Source organism: Nitrospirillum amazonense (assembly GCF_029594735.1).
Classification (GTDB): domain Bacteria; phylum Pseudomonadota; class Alphaproteobacteria; order Azospirillales; family Azospirillaceae; genus Nitrospirillum; species Nitrospirillum amazonense.
On the sequence record NZ_JARPAF010000001.1, the window covers coordinates 290,876 to 313,123 of the forward strand.

General features: G+C 68.5%; 18 protein-coding genes. 15 read left to right on the top strand and 3 right to left on the bottom strand.

What is annotated here, in order from left to right; genetic code table 11:
• The first annotated feature begins 1 nt into the window (after position 1).
• The 5 genes from P5F91_RS01045 to P5F91_RS01065 all read left to right on the top strand — a co-directional run bounded on the left by P5F91_RS01045 (position 2) and on the right by P5F91_RS01065 (position 6,344).
• Positions 2 to 1,372, top strand: coding sequence for a spinster family MFS transporter (locus P5F91_RS01045; protein ID WP_277906192.1), 1,371 nt, complete (start codon positions 2 to 4; stop codon positions 1,370 to 1,372).
• Entirely contained in the window at positions 1,369 to 3,018 is a 1,650-nt protein-coding gene (locus tag P5F91_RS01050) for a carboxylesterase/lipase family protein (RefSeq protein WP_277906193.1), read from the top strand. Before P5F91_RS01045 ends, P5F91_RS01050 begins: the two co-directional genes overlap by 4 nt.
• 11 nt (positions 3,019 to 3,029) lie before the next feature.
• The gene (locus tag P5F91_RS01055; RefSeq protein WP_277906194.1) at positions 3,030 to 4,598 is read left to right on the top strand and encodes an AMP-binding protein; all 1,569 of its coding nucleotides are present in this window, start codon (positions 3,030 to 3,032) and stop codon (positions 4,596 to 4,598) included.
• A gap of 71 nt (positions 4,599 to 4,669) precedes the next feature.
• Positions 4,670 to 5,347, top strand: coding sequence for a TetR/AcrR family transcriptional regulator (locus P5F91_RS01060; RefSeq protein WP_277906195.1), 678 nt, complete (start codon positions 4,670 to 4,672; stop codon positions 5,345 to 5,347).
• Between the two features lie 82 nt (positions 5,348 to 5,429).
• Positions 5,430 to 6,344: an SDR family NAD(P)-dependent oxidoreductase gene (locus tag P5F91_RS01065; protein ID WP_277906196.1), complete on the top strand. Its 915-nt coding sequence runs from the start codon at positions 5,430 to 5,432 to the stop codon at positions 6,342 to 6,344.
• A gap of 15 nt (positions 6,345 to 6,359) precedes the next feature.
• Here P5F91_RS01065 and P5F91_RS01070 read toward each other — a convergent pair whose 3' ends face one another.
• A complete protein-coding gene (locus P5F91_RS01070; protein WP_277906197.1) occupies positions 6,360 to 7,850 on the bottom strand; it encodes an HAL/PAL/TAL family ammonia-lyase in 1,491 nt (496 codons plus the stop codon).
• A 235-nt stretch (positions 7,851 to 8,085) separates the two neighbouring features.
• Between P5F91_RS01070 and P5F91_RS01075 the strand changes: the two genes are divergently transcribed.
• Together P5F91_RS01075 and P5F91_RS01080 are read left to right on the top strand one after the other, a co-directional pair.
• A complete protein-coding gene (locus P5F91_RS01075) occupies positions 8,086 to 10,098 on the top strand; it encodes a tetratricopeptide repeat-containing sulfotransferase family protein (protein WP_277906198.1) in 2,013 nt (670 codons plus the stop codon).
• 101 nt (positions 10,099 to 10,199) lie between these two features.
• Positions 10,200 to 12,605 (top strand): TonB-dependent receptor, encoded by a 2,406-nt coding sequence (locus P5F91_RS01080; protein WP_145613725.1) that lies wholly within the window; start codon positions 10,200 to 10,202, stop codon positions 12,603 to 12,605.
• A gap of 39 nt (positions 12,606 to 12,644) precedes the next feature.
• Here the strand turns inward: P5F91_RS01080 and hutC are convergent, their stop codons facing one another.
• Positions 12,645 to 13,355 carry a histidine utilization repressor gene (gene hutC / locus P5F91_RS01085; RefSeq protein ID WP_145613726.1) on the bottom strand — a complete coding sequence of 237 codons (711 nt, stop codon included), beginning with the start codon at positions 13,353 to 13,355 and terminating at the stop codon, positions 12,645 to 12,647.
• Positions 13,352 to 14,728 carry a formimidoylglutamate deiminase gene (locus P5F91_RS01090; protein ID WP_145613727.1) on the bottom strand — a complete coding sequence of 459 codons (1,377 nt, stop codon included), beginning with the start codon at positions 14,726 to 14,728 and terminating at the stop codon, positions 13,352 to 13,354. The genes hutC and P5F91_RS01090 overlap by 4 nt, the downstream gene beginning before the upstream one ends.
• 91 nt (positions 14,729 to 14,819) lie before the next feature.
• Between P5F91_RS01090 and hutI the strand changes: the two genes are divergently transcribed.
• The 8 genes from hutI to P5F91_RS01130 are packed head-to-tail and all read left to right on the top strand — an operon-like array spanning position 14,820 to position 22,243.
• Complete coding sequence (hutI, locus tag P5F91_RS01095; protein WP_277906199.1) at positions 14,820 to 16,025, top strand: imidazolonepropionase; 1,206 nt, start codon at positions 14,820 to 14,822, stop codon at positions 16,023 to 16,025.
• Between the two features lie 17 nt (positions 16,026 to 16,042).
• Complete coding sequence (gene hutG / locus P5F91_RS01100; RefSeq protein WP_277906201.1) at positions 16,043 to 16,867, top strand: N-formylglutamate deformylase; 825 nt, start codon at positions 16,043 to 16,045, stop codon at positions 16,865 to 16,867.
• The gene (gene hutU, locus P5F91_RS01105; RefSeq protein ID WP_277906203.1) at positions 16,864 to 18,531 is read left to right on the top strand and encodes a urocanate hydratase; all 1,668 of its coding nucleotides are present in this window, start codon (positions 16,864 to 16,866) and stop codon (positions 18,529 to 18,531) included. Before hutG ends, hutU begins: the two co-directional genes overlap by 4 nt.
• On the top strand, positions 18,528 to 19,115 hold the full coding sequence (locus P5F91_RS01110) for a HutD/Ves family protein (protein WP_145613731.1): 588 nt from the start codon (positions 18,528 to 18,530) through the stop codon (positions 19,113 to 19,115). The genes hutU and P5F91_RS01110 overlap by 4 nt, the downstream gene beginning before the upstream one ends.
• Positions 19,112 to 20,026, top strand: coding sequence for a transporter substrate-binding domain-containing protein (locus P5F91_RS01115; RefSeq protein ID WP_145613732.1), 915 nt, complete (start codon positions 19,112 to 19,114; stop codon positions 20,024 to 20,026). The genes P5F91_RS01110 and P5F91_RS01115 overlap by 4 nt, the downstream gene beginning before the upstream one ends.
• Positions 20,023 to 20,733, top strand: a complete 711-nt coding sequence (locus tag P5F91_RS01120) for an ABC transporter permease (RefSeq protein WP_145613733.1) — start codon at positions 20,023 to 20,025, stop codon at positions 20,731 to 20,733. The genes P5F91_RS01115 and P5F91_RS01120 overlap by 4 nt, the downstream gene beginning before the upstream one ends.
• Positions 20,734 to 20,738: 5 nt before the next feature.
• A complete protein-coding gene (locus P5F91_RS01125; RefSeq protein WP_277906204.1) occupies positions 20,739 to 21,470 on the top strand; it encodes an ABC transporter permease in 732 nt (243 codons plus the stop codon).
• Positions 21,467 to 22,243: an ABC transporter ATP-binding protein gene (locus P5F91_RS01130; RefSeq protein WP_145613735.1), complete on the top strand. Its 777-nt coding sequence runs from the start codon at positions 21,467 to 21,469 to the stop codon at positions 22,241 to 22,243. Before P5F91_RS01125 ends, P5F91_RS01130 begins: the two co-directional genes overlap by 4 nt.
• The last annotated feature ends 5 nt before the right edge of the window (positions 22,244 to 22,248 follow it).

Genomic DNA, 22,248 nt, shown 5'->3' on the forward strand with positions numbered 1-22,248 from the left:
GATGGCGGTACCCGAGACGCTTGCGCCGCCGGCGGCCGACGCCGGCACCACCTCCCCGGTCGCGCCGTCCGCGCGGCCGGGGGCACGCGCCTGGTTCGTGCTGGGCATGCTCTGCTTCGTCTATGTCCTGAATTTCCTGGATCGGCAGCTGCTGTCCATCCTGGCCAAGCCCATCCAGGATGACCTGAAGGTCACCGACGGCCAGTTGGGCCTGATCAGCGGGCTCTACTTCGCGCTCTTTTACTGCTTCATCTCCATCCCCGTGGCTTGGCTGGCCGACCGCACCAACCGGGTGCGGGTGCTGTCCATCGCCTGTGCCTTGTGGAGTGCGGCCACGGTGGCCTGCGGTATGGCCTCGACCTATCCGCAGCTGGTACTGGCGCGCATGACCGTCGGGGTGGGGGAGGCGGGTGGCGTGCCGCCCTCCTACGCCATCATCTCCGACTATTTCGGCCCGGGCCGGCGCGGCACGGCGCTGGGCTTGTACAACTTCGGTCCACCACTGGGTCAGGCCCTGGGGGTGGCCTTCGGGGCCGCCATCGCCGCCGCCTATAACTGGCGCGGCGCCTTTCAACTGCTGGGCGCCGTCGGCGTCGTCACGGCGCTGGCCGTGTACCTGCTGGTGCGCGAACCACGCCGAGGGGGGCTGGACGCCGGCCCGGTGGCGACGGTGCCGGCCGGCCAGGTCACGCCGTCGGCGAAGGCCGGGTTCTGGGAAACGGTGCGGATGTTCTTCACCCGCCCGGCGCTGCTGCTGGTGGCGCTGGCGACCGGCGCCACCCAGTTCGTCACCTATGCCCTGCTGAACTTCACCACCTTGTTCCTGATGCGGGAGAAGGGCATGGCCCTGGGCGAGGTGGCGATCTACTACGCCCTGTTGATCGGCATCGGCGTCAGCGCCGGCATGTATGTTTCCGGCCGGCTGATCGACCGGTTCGCCGCCCGGGCCAGGCACAGCTACGCGCTGGTGCCGGCGGTAGCCCTGTGCGCGGCGGTGCCCTTCTTTGTCGGCTTCGTCTGGGCGCCGTCCTGGCCCCTGGCGCTGCTGTTCCTGGCCGGCCCGACATTCTTCAACTACTTCTACCTGTCGCCGGCCGTCGCCCTGGTGCAGGAGGAGGTGCGGCCCGACCAGCGCGTGCTGTCCGGCGCCTTGTTGCTGCTGGTCATGAACCTGATCGGTCTGGGCTTCGGCCCCACCTATCTGGGCGCGGTCAGCGACCTGTTCCGCGCCACACACCCCCACCATTCGCTGCAACTCGCCTTCTACACGCTCGTCCCCTTCTATGGCCTGGCCGTCCTGCTGTTCCTGGCCTTGGCGCGGGTGTTGCGGAAGGAAGGGCCCCGGACTGGAGCCTGGACTGGAGATCGATGATGCGTCCGCTTCTGCGCATGGGCGTCTGCGCCGCCGTGCTGCTTCTTGCTCACATCGGTGCCGCCGGCGCCGCCCCGGGCGCGCCCGTCGTCAACGCCCCGGTAGGCTCGGTCGAAGGCCAGGTCATGGGCGATTTGGCCGCGTTCAAGGGCATACCCTATGCCCAGCCCCCGGTCGGGCCGCTGCGGTGGAAGCCGCCGGTGCCGGTCCAGTCCTGGACGGGCGTGCGACCGGCCCATGATTTCGGCGCCGCCTGCGTGCAGCCGCCGCCCCGCCCCGGCAGCCTCTATGCCGACCCGCCGGCGAAAATGGGCGAGGACTGCCTGTCGCTGAACGTCTGGGCGCCGAAGGCGGCGAAAAAGGCGCCGGTGCTGGTGTGGATCCACGGGGGCGCCTTGGTCGGCGGCGCCAGCAGCGAGGGGCTGTACGACGGCGCCCGCCTGGCGGAGCACGGCGTGGTCGTGGTTTCCATCAACTATCGCCTGGGCGTCCTGGGCTATCTGGCCCATCCGGATCTGAGCGCTGAATCTCCCGATGGCGTTTCCGGCAACTACGGCCTGCTGGACCAGATCGAGGCCCTGCGCTGGGTTCAGCGCAACATCGGCGCCTTTGGTGGCGACCCCGCCAACGTGACCATCGCGGGTGAATCCGCCGGGGCACTCAGCGTCATGTACCTGATGGCGTCGCCGCCGGCCCGCGGCCTGTTCACCAAGGCCATCGCGCAGAGCGCCTACATGATATCCACCCCGACGCTGAAGGAGGCCCGCTACGGCGAACAGTCGGCGGAGGAGAACGGCAGGCGGCTGGCGGCGGCGGTTGGTGCCGCCGACGTCGCGGCCTTACGGGGCATGGACGCGGAAGCCTTGACCGTCGCGGCCGTCAAGGCCGGCTACGGCCCCTGGGGCAACATCGACGGCCACGTTCTGACCGGCCAGCTGGTCGACGTGTTCGACCAGGGGCGGCAGGCGCCCGTACCCCTCCTGGTTGGCTTCAACAGCGGAGAGATCCGGTCTTTGCGGTTCCTGGCGCCACCACCGCCGACCGACGCCGCGACCTATGAAACCACTATCCGCCACCAGTACGGCGACCTGGCCGACGCCTACCTGGCGCTATATCCCACCCGCGACATGGGCGAGAGCATCCTGGCCAACACCCGCGACGCGCTCTACGCCTGGACGTCGGAGCGCCTGGCGATCAAGCAGACGGCGCTGGGCCAGCCGGCGTTCCTCTACCTGTTCGACCACGGTTATCCCGAGGCGGATGCCAAGGGCCTGCACGGCTTCCATGCCTCGGAAATTCCTTACGTCTTCGGCACCGCCCACGGCACGCCGCCGTACTGGCCCAAGGTGGCGGACACCCCGGCCGAAGCCCGCTTTTCGGATGCGATGATGGATTACTGGACCTCCTTCGCCCGCACCGGCACGCCCAGCGCGGCCGGCCAGCCGGCGTGGCAACCTTATGACGGCGCTGCGGCCTACATGCATTTCGCCGCCGCGCCGCAGCCGGAAACCCACCTGATGCCCGGCATGTATGCGCTGCACGAGGCGACGGTCTGCCGCCGCCATGCTGCCGGCACCCTGCCGTGGAACTGGAACACCGGCATCATGTCCCCGGCCCTTCCGGCCAAGACCGCGGGTTGCCCGTGATGCGGGGAGCGATGCAAGACTACGCCCTGACGCTGGACCAGTTCCTGCGCCACGCCGCCAAATGGCATCCCCGCGCCCAGGTCGTCACCGCCCGGGAGGGCGGCGGCACCGACCGGATCGGTTATGCCGACCTGAAGACGCGCAGCCTGGCCGTGTCATCCGTGCTCGCGGGGTTCGGCATCACGGTCGGTGACTGTGTGGCCACGCTGGCTTGGAACACACAGCGCCATGTCGAGGCGTGGTACGCCATCATGGGCATGGGCGCCATTTGCCACACGCTGAACCCCCGCCTGACGGCGGAACAGCTGGCCGCCATGCTGACGCAGTCCGGAGCGCGGCTGCTGGTCGCCAGCGCCGATCTGCTGTCCCTGGCGCGCCAGATCCAGCAGGGCGTGCCGGGCCTGGAACGCATCCTGGTCATCGATGGGGACGTCGAGGGGGCGGGCTGGCCGTCCGACGGGCCGCCGGTTTCCGTGCTGGAGCCCTTCATCGCCGAAGCGGGGCATGACGTCGCCTGGGGGGAGTTCGCAGAGACGGCGCCATCGGGCCTTTGCTTCACCTCCGGCACCACCGGTGCGCCGAAGGGGGTGATGTACACCCACCGTTCCAGCTTCCTGCACACCTTGCGGGTGTTGCAGACCGACGTCATGGCCATTTCCGGCAGCGACAGCGTGCTGGCGGTGGTGCCGATGTTCCACGCCAACGCCTGGGGCCTGCCTTTCGCAGCACCGGCCGTGGGGGCGAAGCTGGTCCTGCCCGGCCGCCATGCCGACGGCGCCAGCCTGGCCCGGCTGATCCTGGCGGAAGGCGTGACCGTCGGCGTGGGCGTGCCCACCGTCTGGCTGGGCCTGGTGGAACATCTGGAGGCCGTGGGCGGCGAGTTGCCCACCTTGAAGCGCATCCTCATGGGCGGTTCCCCCCTCGCGCCCGCCCTCATGGAACGGATCGAGCGGCGCCTGGGCGTGGCCGTGCAGACCAGCTGGGGCATGACGGAGATGTCGCCCACCGGCACGGTGACGCCGGCGCACGACCCCGGGCGGTCGGCCTCCCTGGCGGGCCGGCCCGCCGTGGGCGTGGACCTGCTGTTGACCGATGCCGACGGCCGGCCGTTGCCGGAGCAGCGCGAGGTTGAAGGGCATCTGCGTGTCCGCGGCTCCGCCGTTATCGCCCGCTATTTCGGTCACGACGCGCCCGCCACCGACGCCGACGGCTGGTTCCCCACCGGCGACCTGGCGCGCATCGACGCCAATGGCAACCTCATCATCACCGGCCGGGCCAAGGATTTGATCAAGTCCGGCGGCGAATGGATCAACCCGGCGGAGATCGAGGCCATCGTCGGCGCGCTGCCCCAGGTGTCACTCGCCGCCGTCATCGGCCGGCCGGACCCCAAATGGGGCGAACGCCCCATCCTGCTGGTGGAGACCTGCGATGATATCAGCGACGAGGCGCTGCTGGCGTCCCTGCGGGGCCAGGTGGCGGCCTGGTGGATACCAGACGCGGTCATCCGCTTGGACAGCATGCCCCAGGCCTCGACCGGCAAGATCGACAAAATCCGCCTGCGTGCCCAATATGGAGGCTGATTGAACGAACGGGTGGCGCGCGAGCCACCCGGGCACACGTCAGGACGGAAGATTGCGTGGTGAGTGAACAGGTGAAACCGCGTCGGCGCTCGACCAAGGCCGAGCAGCGCGCCGAGATGATGGAGCAGATCCTCGATGAGGCCGAGTATCTTTTCTCCAAGCATGGGCTCTACGGCGTCACGCTGAAGGACGTGGCCAAGCGCGTCGGCGTCCATCACACGCTGTTGAACTATTACTTCGAAGACAAGAAGAAGTTGTTCGACGCGGTCTTCGCCCGGCGCGCGGAGGTCACCAGCACCCGACGCATGAAGGCACTGGACGAATACGACGCGGCCACCGGCGGCAAGCCCACGGTGGAGGGGGCGCTGCACGCCTTCCTCGACACCGACCTGGACCTGTACATCAAGGGGGGGGAGGGCTGGAAGAACTACGCCGCCCTGGGGGCGCAGGTGGCGAACACGCCGGAATGGGGCGCGGAGCTGATGGACCAGCACTTCGACCCTGTCGTGCTGCGCCTGATCGGTCTGTTGAAGAAGGCGCTGCCGGACAGTCCGGAGGAGGACATCTTCTGGGGCTATCACTTCGTCACCGGCGCCCTGTTGCTGACGCTGGCGCGCACGGGGCGCATCGACAAGCTGTCGGGGGGCCTGTGCAAGTCTGACGATTTTGCGGCGGTCAAGGCGCGCATGGCCTCGTTCATGGCCGCCGGCTTCCTGGAGGTCTGCAGGCAGCGGCGGCAGGAGCCCTGAGTTTGGGCGCGTTTAAGCAGACCGCCCATCATTTATTCACTCACGGGAGAGTCAAAGTAAAATGTCAAGACTGGAGAACGAAATGGCGAAGGGGGAACGCATGTCGCTGGAGGGTCGGGTTGCCATCATCACCGGAGCCGGTGGCGGCCTGGGGCGCGCCCATGCCCTATACCTGGCGGGGCAGGGCGCGCGGGTGGTCGTGAATGACCTGGCACAGGCCGCCGCCGACACGGTGGCAGCGGAGATTGCCGCGCAGGGGGGGCAGGCCATCGCCGTCGCCGCGTCGGTGACGGACGAGGCGGGGGTGGCGGCCATGGTGGCGCGGGTCATGGATACGTGGGGCCGCATCGACATCCTGGTGAACAATGCCGGCATCCTGCGCGACAAGAGCTTCGCCAAGATGAACCTGGATGATTTCCGCCTTGTGGTGGACGTGCACCTGACCGGGGCGTTCATCTGCGCCAAGGCGGTGTGGGATATCATGCGGGCGCAGCGCTATGGCCGCATCGTCATGACCACGTCGTCATCCGGCCTGTATGGCAATTTCGGCCAGGCCAACTACGGCGCGGCCAAGATGGCGCTGGTGGGGCTGATGCAGACCCTGGCCATCGAGGGTGAGAAATACGGCATCCGGGTCAATTGCCTGGCCCCGACGGCGGCGACGCAGATGACCCACGGCGTGCTGTCGGAGAACAGCCTGGATCTGCTGGCGCCCAGCCTGGTCAGCCCCGGCCTTCTGGCGCTGACGGGCGAGAACGCGCCCACCCGCGCGATCCTCTGCGCGGGGGCCGGCCATTTCGCCACGGCCAGCATCACCCTGACGGCTGGCCGCTACATCGGGGCGGGCGCCGGCGCGGGCGAGAAGGTGGTCGCCAATTGGGACGGCATCTCCGACCGTAGCGACGAGATCGTGCCGGCCTATGGTTTCACCCAGGCGGAACGGGAACTGGCCAACGCCGGCATGGGCGGCGACCGGGTGATGGCGGTGCCGCGCTAGGTGCTTATGCGCCATTCACGCCGGCAGGCCGTTTCGGATGATGTCGGCGCCGATATTGAGGTGATCGGCCAGCGGCCGATCATCGCGATAACGGCCGACGCAGGCGCGCACATGGTCGTGGATGGCGGCGGTACCGGGCGCGCGGTCCGCCGGATCAACCGCCAGGTCATGCGCCTCGGTCGCCGCCAGCAGTTCAATTCCCAGGATGTATTCGGTGTTGTCGATGACGGCCAGCAGTTTGGTGGCCGCCGCCGTGGGATGGGCCAGGTAATCCTCCTGCAGTGCGGAGTTGATGCCGCCGTCGAGACTGGCGGGCGCGCACAGGCGGCGGTTGTCCGCCACCAGCGCGGACGCGGTGTACTGCGCGATCATGAAGCCGGTGGTGGCGCCGGGATCGCTGGCCAGGAAAGGCGGAAGGCCGCTGACCAGCGGATTGACCAGCCGGTCGGTATGGCGTTCGGAAATGGCCCCCAGGTGCGCGATGGCGATGGCCAGCGAGTCCAGGGCGATGGCCAGCGCGGGCGCCACCGCGTGCGCCTCGGACTCGACGACCGGTGCCGCCGGCGTGCCGGAGACGATGGGGTTGTCCGTGACGGATTGCAGTTCCCGGTCGATGACGGCGCAGGCGCCGTCGAAGGCGTCCCGGGCGGCACCATGCACATGCGGCACGGCCCGCAGGCTGAGCGCGTCCTGCAGGCGGGTCCCCGCGGCGCGCTCCAGGCGGCGGCTGCCCGCCAAGTAATTCCGGAGGGCGGCGCCGGTGCGGTGCAGGCCGTTCGACATCCGTATCTGCAGCACCTGGGCCTCATACGCCGACATCTGGGCGCCCAGCGCCTCCAGCGTCAGCGCCGCCACGGCGTCCGCCGCGGCCAGCAGCCGCTCGATCCGCGACAACGCGTATCCGCCGAGGCCGGTGGCGCAGGGCGATCCGTTCACCAGGCTCAGCCCTTCCTTGGAATCAAGCACCAGGGGGGACATGCCGATGGCGTCCAGCGCCTCCCGCCCCGACAGGCGGCGTCCGTCCATATAGGCCGAGCCGGCGCCGATGAGGACCAGGCCGATATGGGCCATGTGGGTCAGATAGCCCACCGACCCGCGTGACGGCACCTCCGGTATGCAGCCCCGGGCCAGCAGCGTCAGCAGGCCCTGCACCAGGTCGGGCCGCACACCGGAGCGGCCATGCGCGAAATTGTTGATCTGGGCGGCGATGATGCCCCGCACGGCGGCCGTCTCCAGGGGCTGCCCCATGCCGCAGGCATGGCTCATGACCAGGTTGCGGGACAGGTCACGCTGTTTGGCGCGATCCACCACCGTGCTCACCAGCGCGCCCACCCCCGTGTTCACGCCATAAGCCCGGATGCCCTGCGCCACAATGGCCTCGACCACGGCATGGGCGTTCCCGATGCGGGCCCAGGCGTCCGGGGACAGCACCAGCTCGCTGCCCCGGGCGACGGCGCTGAGGTCGCGCCAGGTCAGGGGACCATTCAGCAGGACGGATGGCGTCATTGTTTGCTCCTCTGGTCCATAAGTCGCAAGATTCATGCGGCGGGCAGCGCGATCTGGCAATTATGTATAGACTAAATCAGAGCGGGAATGTATAGACAATATGTGTGAACAGGCGACATCGGCAACGGAACCGGGCCCAGCTGGGACAAATGGGCCATCCCAGACGAAGCAGGAGTTGGCATCCCATGTCGGACCTTGCATATCCCCCCCATCCCGGTCCGCAGGCGAGGGCCGCATGAACGGCGCCACGCCGCCCTTAGTTTCCATCGATACGGCCCTGGACCGTGCGGCCGCGCTGGTCGATCGCGCCCCGGCCCTGGCCATCGCGCAGGTCGCGGAAGTGCTCGATGCGGCGCCTGGCCACCCGCGCGCGCGGCTGATCCAGGGCCGCGCCCTCAGGCTGGCGGGGGATGTCCAGGCGGCGGCGGAGGTTCTCCGCCAATTGGCGGCGGCGGAGCCGAGATCGGCCGCCACGGCCCTGGAACTGGGCCTGACGCTGCGCGACCTGGGCCAGCTTCCGGATGCCCTGACTGAAATGCGCCGCGCCGGCGCGCTTAGCCCCGACCTGGCCGCCGCCTGGCGGGCGCTGGCCGACACGCTGGCTCTCGCCGGTGAGCATGAGGAGGCGGAGCGGGCCCACCTGGCCGGCGTGAAGGCCTCCACCCGCGATCCCGTCCTGGCCCAGGCCGCCATGGCCATGATCGAGGGCCGGTTGAACGTGGCGGAGCGGGCACTGCGGGACCGGTTGCGCGCCCATCCCACCGACGTGGCGGCCATCCGCATGATGGCGGAGCTGGCCGTGCGCCTGGGCCGGTACGATGATGCCATCACCCTGCTGCGGCGCGCGCTGGAATTGGCGCCCGCCTTCACCGCGGCCCGCGAGTTGCTGGCCCGCACGCTGCAACGGCACAACCGGCCGGCCGAGGCCCTTGCCGAGGTGGAGCATCTGCTGGCGGCCGAGCCGGACAATCCATCGGTGCTGATGCTCAAGGCTTCGCTGCTGGTCCGCATCGGCGACCAGGACGCCGCCGCCGCCGTGTACGCCCACGTCCTGGCCCGCCATCCGCAGCAGGCCAAGGGCTGGATGAGCTACGGCCATGTCCTGAAGGCGATCGGCCGGCTGGACGACGCCATCGCCGCTTATCGCACCGCCCTTGAGCAACAGCCCACGCTGGGCGAGGCGTGGTGGAGCCTGGCCAATCTCAAGACCTTCCGCTTTTCCGCGGACGACACGGCGGCCATGGAACGCGGCCTGCGGGCCACGGTGGATGACGAGAACCGGTTGCACCTGCATTTCGCGCTGGGCAAGGCGCTTGAAGATGCCGGAGGTGATGACGCGGCCGCCTTCCGGGCCTATGCCGAGGGCAACCGCCTGCGCCGGGCCCAGCTCAACTACGACCCGGATGAGACCCATGACCAATGCGCCCGCATCGCCGCCATGGTCGACAGGGGATTCCTGGCCCGGGCGCGTGGCGGCTGCCAGGCGCCCGACCCCATCTTCATCGTCGGCCTGCCCCGTTCGGGTTCCACCCTGGTGGAGCAGATCCTGGCCAGCCACAGCATGGTCGAGGGCACCAGTGAACTGCCCGACATGATGGCGATCGCCGCGCGGCTCGCGTCCCCCGGCAAAGGGGCCGCTGCCGGGCGGTATCCGGAATGTCTGGATGATCTTCCCTCCGAAGCCTTGGAGGCGTTGGGCGCCGAATACATCGCGCGGACGCGGGTGCACCGGCACGAGGCCAAGCCTTTCTTCATCGACAAGATGCCTAACAACTGGATGCACGTGGCGCTGATCCGCGCCATCCTGCCCAGGGCACGGATCGTCGATGTCCGCCGGCATCCCCTGGGCGTCGGCTGGTCCGCCTACAAGCAGCATTTCGCGCGCGGCCAGGCCTTCACCTATGACCTGACGGAACTGGGGCGTTACTACGCGGATTACGCCACGCTCATGGCCCATGTGGACCGGGCGGCCCCCGGCTGCGTGCACCGTGTCATCTATGAACGGCTGGTGGCCGATACCGAAAACGAGGTCCACGCGCTGCTGGACCATCTGGGCCTGCCGTTCGAGGACGGCTGCCTGGCCTTCTGGGACAACAGGCGCACCGTGCGTACCCCCAGTTCCGAGCAGGTGCGCCAGCCCATCTTCACCGAGGGGCTGGACCACTGGCGGCGTTTCGAGCCCTGGCTGGCGCCGCTGAAAACGGCGCTGGGCACTGTGCTGCACACCTATCCGGAAGTTGAGTTGTAGTTGCGTAAGTCAATATAAAGTAAAACAACAAAAATACCTAAGGGCGGAAGACCCACAAGAACAGGGACAGAAGCGGAACTTCATGGGAAAGGGCGATCATAATGCGAGTTAAGACCAAGCGGGCCGGCAGGCTGGTCCTGCTTCTGGCCTCCACGGCGCTGGCGCCGATATGGGGAATGCAGTCCGCCATCGCCGCCGACACCACGCCCGCCGCACCGGCGACCCCGGACTCGGCGGCGAATGAAGGCCTGATGGAAATCGTGGTGACGGCGCAGAAGCGCAGCGAGAACCTACAGAACGTGCCCATCAGCCTTCAGGCCTTGGGCACGGCCACGCTGGAACAACACCAGGTCCAGTCCTTCGACGACTACGCCAAGCAGTTGCCCAGCGTGTCTTTCCAGTCGTTCGGTCCCGGCCAGAGCCAGCTGTTCTTCCGCGGCATCTCGTCCGGTGGCGACGGCCTGCCGTTCGGCGCGCTGCCCACCAGCGGCTTCTACCTGGACGAAATCCCCGTCACCACCATCGGCTCCCTGTTGGACGTCCATATCTATGACGTCGCCCGGGTCGAGGCGCTGTCCGGGCCGCAAGGCACGCTCTACGGCGCCAGTTCCCTGTCCGGCACCTTGCGCATCATCACCAACAAGCCCGACACGTCCAAGTTCTCGGCCGGTTATGACGTCCAGGGCACCCGCTTCGACAAGGGCAGCCTGGGCGGCACCATCGAAGGCTTCGTGAACATCCCCCTCAGCGACAGGGCGGCGGTGCGCATCGTCGGCTTTGATGAGCATGACGGCGGCTACATCGACAACACCTACCACCAGCGCACCTACCAGAGCCCCCATACCCTGGACGACGGCACGGTGGTCAACAGCCCCATCACCGTGGACAACTCGAAGTTCGTCAAAAAGAACTTCAACGATGTCGACACCTATGGCGGCCGCGTCGCCCTGGGCATCGACCTGGACGACGACTGGACGGTCACGCCCCAGGTCATCGCCCAGCACCAGCGGTCCAACGGTTCCTTCCTCTACGACCCCAAGGCGGGTGACCTGCAGGTTCACGACTATGCGCCGGAACGCAACATCGACAAGTGGTACCAGGCGGCCCTGACGGTCGAGGGCAAGGTCTGGGATTGGGATGTGCTCTATTCCGGCGGCTATATGCAGCGGTCGATCGACACCCACGCCGACTACAGCTATTACACCGTCGCCTACGATGCCTACCCCAACTATGGGTATTTCACCAATTCGATGGGGAAGCAGATCGATCCCACCCAATATTATTATGGGCATCAGGATCTGACCAAGCAAAGCCACGAATTGCGCTTCAGTTCGCCCTCAACCAACCGCTGGCGGGTCACTGCCGGCCTGTTCTATCAAGAGCAGACCAACCAGTTCCAGGCGAACTATTACGCGCCGGGTTACGGGTCGTCCCAACAGGGATCGCCTGTGTATGAAGACGACATCTTCCTGACCAACGTGCACATCGTCGACCGCGACTACGCGGTGTTCAGCCAGGCCTCCTACGACATCCTGCCCAGCGTCACCCTGACCGGCGGTGTGCGCGGATTCATCGCCGACAACACGCTGACCGGCTTCTCGGGCTTCGCCAGCGACGCGGCGAAGGCCGGCTGCGTGACGCCCTTCCCGTCGCTGAACAGCTGTTCCTACCTCAACAAGAAATTCAGTGACTCGGGCGAGACCCACAAGCTGAACGTAACGTGGCAGATCGATCCGGATCGCATGGTCTATGCGACATATTCCACCGGCTATCGCCCTGGCGGCAACAACCGGCGGGCGGCGGTCGAGCCCTATGGATCGGATACCCTGGACAATTACGAGCTGGGCTGGAAGACATCCTGGTTCGATCAGAAGCTGCGCTTCAACGGCGCCGTCTATTACGAGGAATGGAACAACCTGCAGTACGCCCTGGTGGCGCTCAACTCCGGCAGCGTGACCAACATCTACAATGCCGGCGACGCCCGGGTGTACGGCGTCGAGACGGACATCACCTGGGCCGTCACCCGCAGCCTGACCCTGTCGGCATCGGGCGCCTTCAACGATGCCCGCTTGGCGACCGACTTCTGCGCCATCGGCGCCAACAGCAACCCGGACTGCGCCTCCGGCATCATCGCGGCGCCGAAGGGCACGCGGTTGCCGGTACAGCCCCGGATCAAATTCAACACGACGGCCCGCTATGAATTCCTGCTGGGGGAGGTGGACAGCTTCGTCCAGGGAAGTGTGAACCACCAGACCAGCACGCGCAGCTTCCTGGGAACCACGGCGAATGACCTGGTCGGCGACAGTCCCGGCTTCACCACCGTGGACATCTCCATGGGCGGCAAGATCGGCAACACCAGTGCCGAGTTCTATGTCCAGAACCTGTTCGACGAACGCGGGGGGCTGACCCGGAACACCTTCTCCGCCCCCGAAATCTCCGGCCAGTACGCGCGCATCTATCCGACGAAGCCGCGACTGTTCGGCGTCAAGTTCGGTCAGAAGTTCTGATGTCCCGTCCGGCCTGCGGCCCCGAAGGGCCGCAGGCCGTCACGGACGGCTGCTGCCGAACCGGGCGACCAGATGATAGGCCGTGCCCAGGAAATACTGACGCACGGCCGTGATCCGTTCCGAACTGCGCCAGGTCTGCCGTTCCACCAGCAGGCAGGCCGTGCCGGCCGGCGTCTTGAGAAGACGCGCGATCTCCGCATCCGCGGGAACGGCGGAGATGCGGGTTTCCGCCTCCGTCCACGGCACATGCCGCAGCAGCCAGGTTCCGGGCGGTTCCTTCTCAAGGTCCGCCTCGGCGATTGCCGGTACGGCGGCCAGGCTGACCAGGCGGCGTTCCACCGCGAGGGGCGCGCCGTCGGCGAAATGCAGGCCGTCCAGCTGCAGCAGCCGGCGACCGCCGGCCAGCAACTCTTCCTCGGCGTTTCCCCGGGCGGCGGCCCGCAGCTTCCGCACCAGCAGCTGATAGCCGTAGACATGGCCGCGTTTGGCCACCTCGACCGGCAGGTCGGGGACGTCCAGGATCATGGAATGGGCATGCGGGCGGCCCACGAAGGAGCCGGCGCCCTTGCGCCGTTCGATAAGGCCCGCCGCGGCCAAGGCGGACAGCGCCTTGTTGACCGTCATGCGCGAGCATTGATAGGTCTGCATCAGCTCATGCTCGACGGGGAGCCGGTCTTCCGGTGCCAGCTTCCCCGACAGGATGGCCGACTCTATGTCCGTTCGAATGCGCTCATGCAGGGAAAGCGTCACTGGGTCAATCTTTCGAGGACTTGGCGGTAACGGGTGACAATGGCGTCCCGCCGCTGGTGCCGGCCAGTATTAACCACCTGCTTGCCCCGGCGCCAGACCCCGTCAATGGCCGCGCGGCCGGCCGCGAAGATCAAGGCGTCCAGCAGCGCCGGGCCCCGGCGGCCGTGCAGCGACGGGTGCTGGGTGTCGATGCTGACCAGGTCCGCCGCATGGCCAACCGCGATGGCGCACGGCGCGCCCAGGGCGGCGGCGCCCCCCGCCAGCGCGCCCTCCACCAGATCCTGGCCCGTCGACCGTCCCGGCGCCTGCGCGATCACGTTGCGGCTGCGGCCCGCCAGGCGCTGGCCGTATTCCAACAGCCGCAGTTCCTCGGTCGCGTCGATCAGGACGTTGGAGTCCGATCCGACGCCGAACCGGCCGCCGGCGGACAGGTAGGCGGTGGCCGGGAAGATGCCGTCGCCCAGGTTGGCCTCTGTGATGGGGCAGAGACCGACCACCGCGCCGCTGGCCGCCATGTCCGCGACCTCCGCCGGCGTCACGTGGGTGGCATGCACCAGGCACCAGCGGGCGTCCACCGGCGCATTGGCCAGCAGCCATTCCACCGGCCGGGCCCCGCCCCAGGCCACGCAGTCCTCGACCTCCTTCACCTGCTCGGCGATATGGATGTGCACGGGGGCGGCGCCGGCCAGGCCGGCCACCTGGGTCAATTCCTCAGGCGTCACCGCGCGCAGGCTGTGCGGCGCCACGCCGACGACCGCGTCGGGCAGGGCCCGCGCCTTGGTCCGCGCCGCGTCCAGCAGGCGGGCGAAGCCGTCCAGGTCATGCAGGAAGCGGCGCTGCCCATGCCCTGGTGCCGCCCCGCCGAAACCTGAATGCGCATAGAACACCGGCAGGTGGGTCAGGGCGATGCCGGTCTCGTCCGCCGCCGCGACGATGGCGGCGCTCATCTCCGCCGGGTCGGCGAACCGGCCGCCGTCCCGATCATGATGAAGGTAATGGAACTCCCCAACGCGGGTGAACCCGGCCTCCAGCATTTCCATATAGGCCAAGGCCGCGATGGCGTGCAGGTCGTCGGGTGAAAGGCGATCGACGAAGCGGTACATGACGTCGCGCCAGGTCCAGAAGCTGTCGCCCGCCGGCCCCCGCACCTCCGCCAAGCCGGCCATGCCGCGCTGAAAGGCGTGGCTGTGCAGGTTGGGCAGGCCGGGCAGGGCCACCGGCCGCCGCTCGTCACCGGCCTGGGGCGCCGCGTTCCATTCCAGGGTGGCGATGACGCCATCCCGGACCGTCAGCCGCACATTGTCCGCCCAACCCTGGGGAAGCAGGGCCTGCTGGAAGTGGAAAGCCCCGTCCGAACCGCCGTCAGTGCCCATGGTGCATTCTCCTGTTGCGCCATATGTCTATACATTCTAAGGTGCGAACGCAACCATTGAGGCGGACTTGGGATCCGCCGGGAGAACGGGCATGCGTTGCGACAAGCTGTGGACGAACGCCCATTTGGCGACGCTTGCCGGGGCTGAGCATGGGCTGGGGATCGTTCGCGATGGCGTCGTCGCCATGCGTGACGGCCTGATCGTCTACGCCGGTCCCGCTGCCGACGCGCCCGGTTTCGACGCCGGTGTGGTGATGGATTGCGCCGGCCGTTGGATCACCCCGGGCTTGATCGATTGTCACACGCACCTGGTCCATGGCGGAAGCCGGGCGCATGAGTTCGAACTGCGGCTGGCCGGCGCCTCTTACGAGGAGATCGCCCGGGCCGGCGGCGGCATCCTTTCCACCATGCGCGCTACGCGCGACGCCGACGTGGCGGCGCTGACGGCCGGCGCGTTGCCCCGGCTGGACGCTCTGATGGCGGAAGGGGCCACGACGGTGGAGATCAAGTCCGGATACGGGCTGAACCTGGAGGCTGAGCTGCGCATGCTGCGCGCCGCGCGCCGGCTGGGGCAGGCGCGGCCGGTCCGGATCACCACCACCTTCCTGGGCGCCCACGCGCTGCCGCCGGAATTCAGCGGTGACGCGGACCGCTATGTCGACTTCCTGTGCGACACCGTGCTGCCGGCGGCGGCGGGGGAGGGGCTGGCCGACGCCGTCGACGCGTTCTGCGAGGGCATCGGCTTCACGCCGGATCAGACGGCGCGGATGTTCGCCGCCGCCGCCGCCCATGGCCTGCCGATCAAACTGCATGCCGACCAGTTGTCCAACCTGTCCGGCGCCGCGCTGGCGGCCCGGCATGGCGCCCTGTCGGCCGACCATCTGGAACATACCGACGCCGATGGTGTCGCGGCCATGGCTGCGGCCGGCACCGTGGCGACGTTGCTGCCCGGCGCCTTTTATTTCGTGCGGGAAACAAAGCTGCCGCCGGTGGATGCCTTCCGCGCGGCCGGCGTGCCCATGGCCCTGGCCACGGACTGCAACCCGGGCACGTCGCCCCTGACCTCGCTGCTGCTGGTCATGAACATGGGCGCCACCCTGTTCCGCATGACGGTGGATGAATGCATCGCCGGTGTCACCCGCAACGCTGCCCGCGCCTTGGGGTTGCACCATGAGATCGGCACGCTGGAGGCGGGCAAGTCCTGCGACCTGGCGATCTGGGATATCGAGCGGCCGGCGGACCTGGTCTACCGCATGGGGTTCAACCCCCTGCACGCACGTGTCTGGCGGGGCAATTGAGATGGCGGACTGGTGAGATGACGGACTGGCTGGAAATTCGCCGCGGCGCCGCGCCCCTGGTCGTGACCTTCCCCCATACCGGCATCGACATACCGGATGGGCTGCTGGGCCGCTTCGCATCGCCCTGGCTGGCGCGCAAGGACGCCGATTGGTGGATCGACCGGCTGTACGCCTTCGCGGCGGACATGGGCGCGACCACCATCCGGACGCGGCTGTCGCGCAGCGTCATCGACGTCAACCGTGACCCCTCCGGCGCGTCGCTCTATCCGGGCCAGGCGACAACCGACCTCTGCCCCCTCACCACCTTCGACGGTGAGCCGCTTTACGCCGGGGCCACGCCCGATGCCACCGAGATCGCCGCGCGGCGCACGGCCTATTTCGATCCCTATCACGACGCCATCCGGGCGGAGCTGGCGCGGCTGCGGCGGAACCATGGCGCCGTCGTCCTGTATGACGCCCATTCCATCCGCAGCGTCATCCCCCGCCTGTTCGACGGCCCCCTGCCGCAGTTCAACATCGGCACCAACGGCGGCGCCACCTGCGACGGGGCGCTGGCGACCGCCATCCACGACCGCTGTGCCGCCAGCGGCCATAGCCATGTGCTGAACGGCCGGTTCAAAGGCGGTTGGACGACGCGCCACTATGGCCGCCCCGCCGAGGGCATCCACGCCATTCAGATGGAACTGGCCATCCGGGGTTATCTCGCCGAGCCGGACGAGCCCCGCCCCGACACCTGGCCGCCCCCTTTCGACCCCGCTTACGCGAGGCCTCTCGTCACGGTCCTGACCGGTATCCTGGACGACTGCCTCGCCTTCGCCACCAGCCTGGGAAGGACCCTATGAGCCGCATCGACAACACCCGCGTCATCCGCCCCGCCACCGGCACGGAACGCACCGCCAAAAGCTGGCTGACCGAGGCGGCGCTGCGCATGCTGATGAACAACCTGCACCCCGACGTGGCGGAGCGCCCGGAGGAGCTGGTGGTCTACGGTGGCATCGGCCGCGCCGCCCGGGACTGGCAGAGCTACGACCGGATCGTCGAAACGCTGACGCGGCTGGAGGCGGACCAGACCCTGCTGGTCCAGTCCGGCAAGCCGGTGGGCGTCTTCCGCACCCATCCCGACGCCCCGCGCGTGCTGATCGCCAACAGCAACCTGGTTCCCAAATGGGCGAACTGGGAGCATTTCCACGAGCTGGACCGCAAGGGCCTGGCCATGTACGGGCAGATGACGGCCGGATCCTGGATCTACATCGGGTCCCAAGGCATCGTCCAGGGCACCTATGAAACCTTCGTTGAAATGGGCCGCCAGCATTACGGTGGCGACCTCTCGGGCCGCTGGCTGCTGACCGCCGGCCTGGGCGGGATGGGCGGGGCGCAGCCGCTGGCCGCCGTCATGGCCGGCGCGTCGTGCCTGGCCATCGAATGCCAGCGCAGCCGTATCGAGATGCGCCTGCGCACCGGTTACCTGGACCACGCCGCCGAGACCATCGATGAGGCGATGGCGATCATCGAGCGGGCGTGCGCTGAGAAAAAGGCGGTCTCCGTCGGCTTGCTGGGCAACGCTGCCGAACTGCTGCCGGAATTGTTCCGGCGGGGCATCCGCCCGGATTTGCTGACCGACCAGACCTCCGCCCACGATCCCGTCAACGGCTATCTGCCGGCGGGCTGGACGGTGGCCGAGTGGGTCGAGCGGCGGGAACGGGAACCGCAGGCGGTGGCCGCCGCCGCCCGCGCCAGCATGGCGGTCCACGTCCAGGCCATGCTGGACTTCCAGGCGGCGGGGGTGCCCACCGTCGATTACGGCAACAACATCCGCCAGGTGGCGAAGGACGAAGGCGTGGCCAACGCCTTCGACTTCCCCGGTTTCGTGCCCGCCTACATCCGCCCCCTGTTCTGCCGTGGCGTCGGCCCGTTCCGCTGGGCCGCCCTGTCGGGCGATCCCGAGGACATCTACAAGACCGACGCCAAGGTGAAGGAGCTGATGCCGGACAACCCGCACCTGCACCGCTGGCTGGATATGGCGCGGGAAAAGATCCGCTTCCAGGGCCTGCCCGCCCGCATCTGCTGGGTGGGGCTGGGCGACCGGCACCGGCTGGGCCTGGCGTTCAACGAGATGGTGGCCAAGGGCGAGCTGAAGGCGCCGGTCGTCATCGGCCGCGACCACCTGGACAGCGGCAGCGTCGCCAGCCCCAACCGCGAGACGGAGGCGATGAAGGACGGGACCGACGCCGTGTCCGACTGGCCCCTGCTGAACGCCTTGCTGAACACCGCCTCCGGCGCCACCTGGGTGTCGCTGCACCACGGCGGCGGCGTGGGCATGGGCTATTCGCAGCACAGCGGCATGGTCATCGTCGCCGACGGCACGCCCGAGGCGGCCAAGCGCCTGGAACGCGTGCTGTGGAACGACCCGGCCACCGGCGTCATGCGGCACGCCGACGCCGGCTACGACATCGCCCAGGACTGCGCCCGCGCCATGGGCCTCGACCTGCCCGGCATCCTGGGATGAGCGGTGTCAGGCCGCTGCCGGCGGCGCAACGGACCGCGAGCCCGTGGAAGAACGGCGGCGGCGTGACCCGCGAGGTCGCCCGCCAGGATGACGGCGCCGGCGATTTCCTCTGGCGCGTCAGCATCGCGGAGGTGCGGCAGGCGGGACCGTTTTCCCACTTCGCCGACACCGACCGCATGCTGGCCGTCCTGGAGGGCCGCCTGCTGCTGGACTTCGGCGGCGGCGTGGCCCCGGTGGTGGTGACGCCGGAGACGGCGGCCCACCCCTTCCCCGGCGACGTGCCGGTGTCGGGAACGCCGGACGGCGGGCCGGTGGTGGACCTGAACCTCATGGTTCGCCACGGCCGGGCGCGCGGCGCGCAGCGCAGGCTGCCCGCCGGGACCGCCACCCTGCCGCTGGCCCCGGCCGCGACCCACCTGTTGGTCGCGACCGGCGCCGCGCAGGTGACGCACGGCGGCGGCACCCACACGCTGGGCCCGCTGGACGCCCTGCTGTTCCACGCTGGGGCGGGGGCGTCCGTCACGGTGCAGGCGATGGCGGCGTGCTGGTTGGTGGAGATCGTCCCGTTGACGGAGCGGCTATGAGCAAAACCCTGCGCGGCGCCGTTCTCGGGCTCGCAATCCTGCTGTCCCTTCAGGCAGCGCGGGCGGCCGATGTTCCCGCCCAGCAAGCTCGCCGGACCGTCGTCATCGGGACGGAGGGGGCGTTCCCGCCCTGGAACATGACCCGGCCCGACGGCAGCCTGATCGGCTTCGAGCCAGACCTGCTGCAGGTGCTTTGCCAACGGGCCAACCTGCAATGCCAACTGGTGGCCCAGGACTGGGACGGCATGATCGGCGCCTTGCAGGCCCATAAGATCGACGTTATCGCCGACGCGTTGCAGATCACGCCGGCGCGCAAGGCCGTGCTGGCCTTCTCCCTGCCGTACGCCATCACCACCGGGGTCTTCGTCACCCAGAAGGACAGCCCCTTGGCCCGCATGGCCAACCGCGGCTTGGTGCTGGATCTTGATGCCAGCCCGGCCCCGGAGCGCCAGGCCCAAGCGCTGGCGGCCCTGCGCGAGGAGCTGCGCGGCAAGACCCTGGGCGTCGCCATCTCCAGCACCTACGACGCTTTCCTGGACAAGTACCTGGCGGGCGTCATCACCATCAAATCCTACCGCACCATGGGGGAACGGGACCTGGACCTGTTAAGCGGCCGTATCGACCTCACGCTGGATGACACCACGTATCTGCGGCCGCTGCTGGCGGCACCCGACGCGCAGGACCTGGTGCTGGTCGGGCCTGAACTGATCGGCGGCGAGCTTGGCGCCGGCGAGGGCTTCGGCCTGCGCCAGGACGACACCGCCTTGGCGGAACGCCTGAACGCCGCGATCCGCTCCGCCGTCGCCGACGGCACGGTGAAGCGGCTGAGCCTGAAATGGTTCAAGGCTGACGCAACACCCGACCTGGGACCCGATCCCACTTCAACACCCTCCGGAACCCCCAAGCCATGATGGACGATCTCGCGATCCTCGGCTTCGGGCCGGACGGCTGGGCGCCCCTGCTGCTGAAGGGCTGCCTGCTCACCCTGGCGGTGTCCGCCGCCTCCATGGCCATCGGCACGGTGCTAGGCATCCTGCTGGCCTGGGCGCGGCTGAAGGGGCCGCGCTGGCTGCGGCGCGCGGCGTTGGTCTATGGCGTGATCCTGCGCGGAGTGCCGGAGCTGTTGGTCATCCTGCTGCTGTATTTCGGCCTGCCTTCCCTGATCCTGTCGCTGTCGGAGACCTTCGGCTGGGAGGCGCCGGGCCTGCCGCCCCCCTTCCTGATCGGCAGCGTGTCGGTCGGCCTGGTGTCGGCGGCCTATCAGGCCGAGATTTTCCGGGGCGGGGTCGGCGCCATTCCCAGGGGGCAGTTCGAGGCGGCGCGGGCCATGGGCTTCAGTGACCTTATGTGCTTCCACCGCATCGTCCTGCCGCAGGTGGCGCGCGTCGTCCTGCCCGCGCTGGGCAACGTCTGGCAGTTCAACCTGAAAGACAGCGCCCTGATCGCCGTCACAGGGCTGAGCGAGCTGATGCGCACCAGCCTGGTGGCCGCCGGATCGACCCGGCACCCCTTCCTGTTCTTCGGCGTGGCCATGGCGCTTTACCTGGTGCTCACCACCCTTTCCAGCACGGCTTTCCACTACGGCGGCCGCTATTCCAACCGGTGGGACAGGGGCTGACCGCGATGGGGGAACACCTGACGTTCATCGGGTCGGTCACCGCGCAGCTGGTGCGCGCCGTGCCCGTGACCCTGCTGATCCTGGCGGTCTCCGGCGTTTGCGCCACGGTGCTGGCCACCGGCCTCACGGCGATGTCGGTGGCGCGGTCGCCGCTGCCGCGCCTGGTCCAGCGGACCTGGACCTTCCTGTTCCGGGGCACGCCGCTGATCCTGCAGATTTTCATGATCTATTATGGGTTCGCCATGGTCCCCTGGATACGCCACGGCATCCTCTGGGCGGCGTTCCGGGACCCGGTTTTCTGCACCTGCCTGGCCATGACCTGCTGTTGCTCCGCCTATATCGCCGAGATCTTCCGCGGGGCCTTGGCCGCCGTGCCGCGTGGGGAGATCGAGGCCGGCCGCGCCTGCGGCATGACCGGGTTCATGCTGCTGCGGCGGGTGATCGCGCCGTCGCTCATCCGCATCGCGCTGCCCAGCTATTCCAATGAAATCATCATGATGACCAAGTCGACCTCGCTGGCCAGCACCATCACGGTTCTGGACATCACCGGCGTGGCGCAGCAGGTCATCGCCCACAGCTACCGCACCCTGGACGTGTTCTGCGCGGCGGCGGCGCTGTATCTGCTGATCAACGCGACGCTGTCGACCCTGCTGACGGTGCTGGAGCGCCGGCTGGACGTCGACCGCGCCGCAACCCCGCTCGCGCCCCTTCCGCCCACCCTGGAGCCGCTGTCATGACCGTGCCACCCCCTGTCCTGACCGCCACCAACATCCGCAAATCCTTCGGCGACAGGGAAGTACTGGCCGGCGTCTCGCTGGAGGCGCGGGAGGGGGAGGTCATCTCCATCCTGGGGGGCAGCGGTTCGGGCAAAAGCACCTTCCTGCGCTGCCTCAACCTGCTGGAGGTTCCAGACGAGGGCCAGATCGCCATCGGCGATGTGCAGGCGCCCCTGGCGCGCAACCGTCACGGCCGCCTGGAGGTTTCCGACAGCCGAGCCGCCGCCCGCCTGCGGACCCAGACGGCCATGGTCTTCCAAGGCTTCAATCTCTGGCCCCACCTCACGGTGCTTCAGAACGTCATGGAGGCGCCCTTGCGCGTCCATCGCCGTGACCGGGAGGAGGTTTTGGCCACCGCGCGGTCGCTGCTGGAACGGGTGGGCATGGCCGGCTTTCACGCCGCCTATCCCAAGCGGCTTTCCGGCGGCCAGCAGCAGCGGGTGGCCATCGCCCGGGCCCTGGCGACGAACCCGAAGCTGGTCCTGTTCGATGAGCCGACCTCCGCCCTCGATCCGGAACGGGTGCGCGAGGTCCTGGCCCTGATGCGATCCCTGGCGGATGAGGGGCGGACCATGATCGTCGTGACCCACGAAATGGCGTTCGCGCGCGATGTGTCCAGCCGGGTGGTGCACTTGATGAACGGGCGCGTCGAGTCCAGCGGCCCGCCGGCCCATATGTTCGGGGCCGACGCGTCCCCGGCGTTTCGCGCCTTCCTGTCCCCCGCGGCCCTTTGACAAGG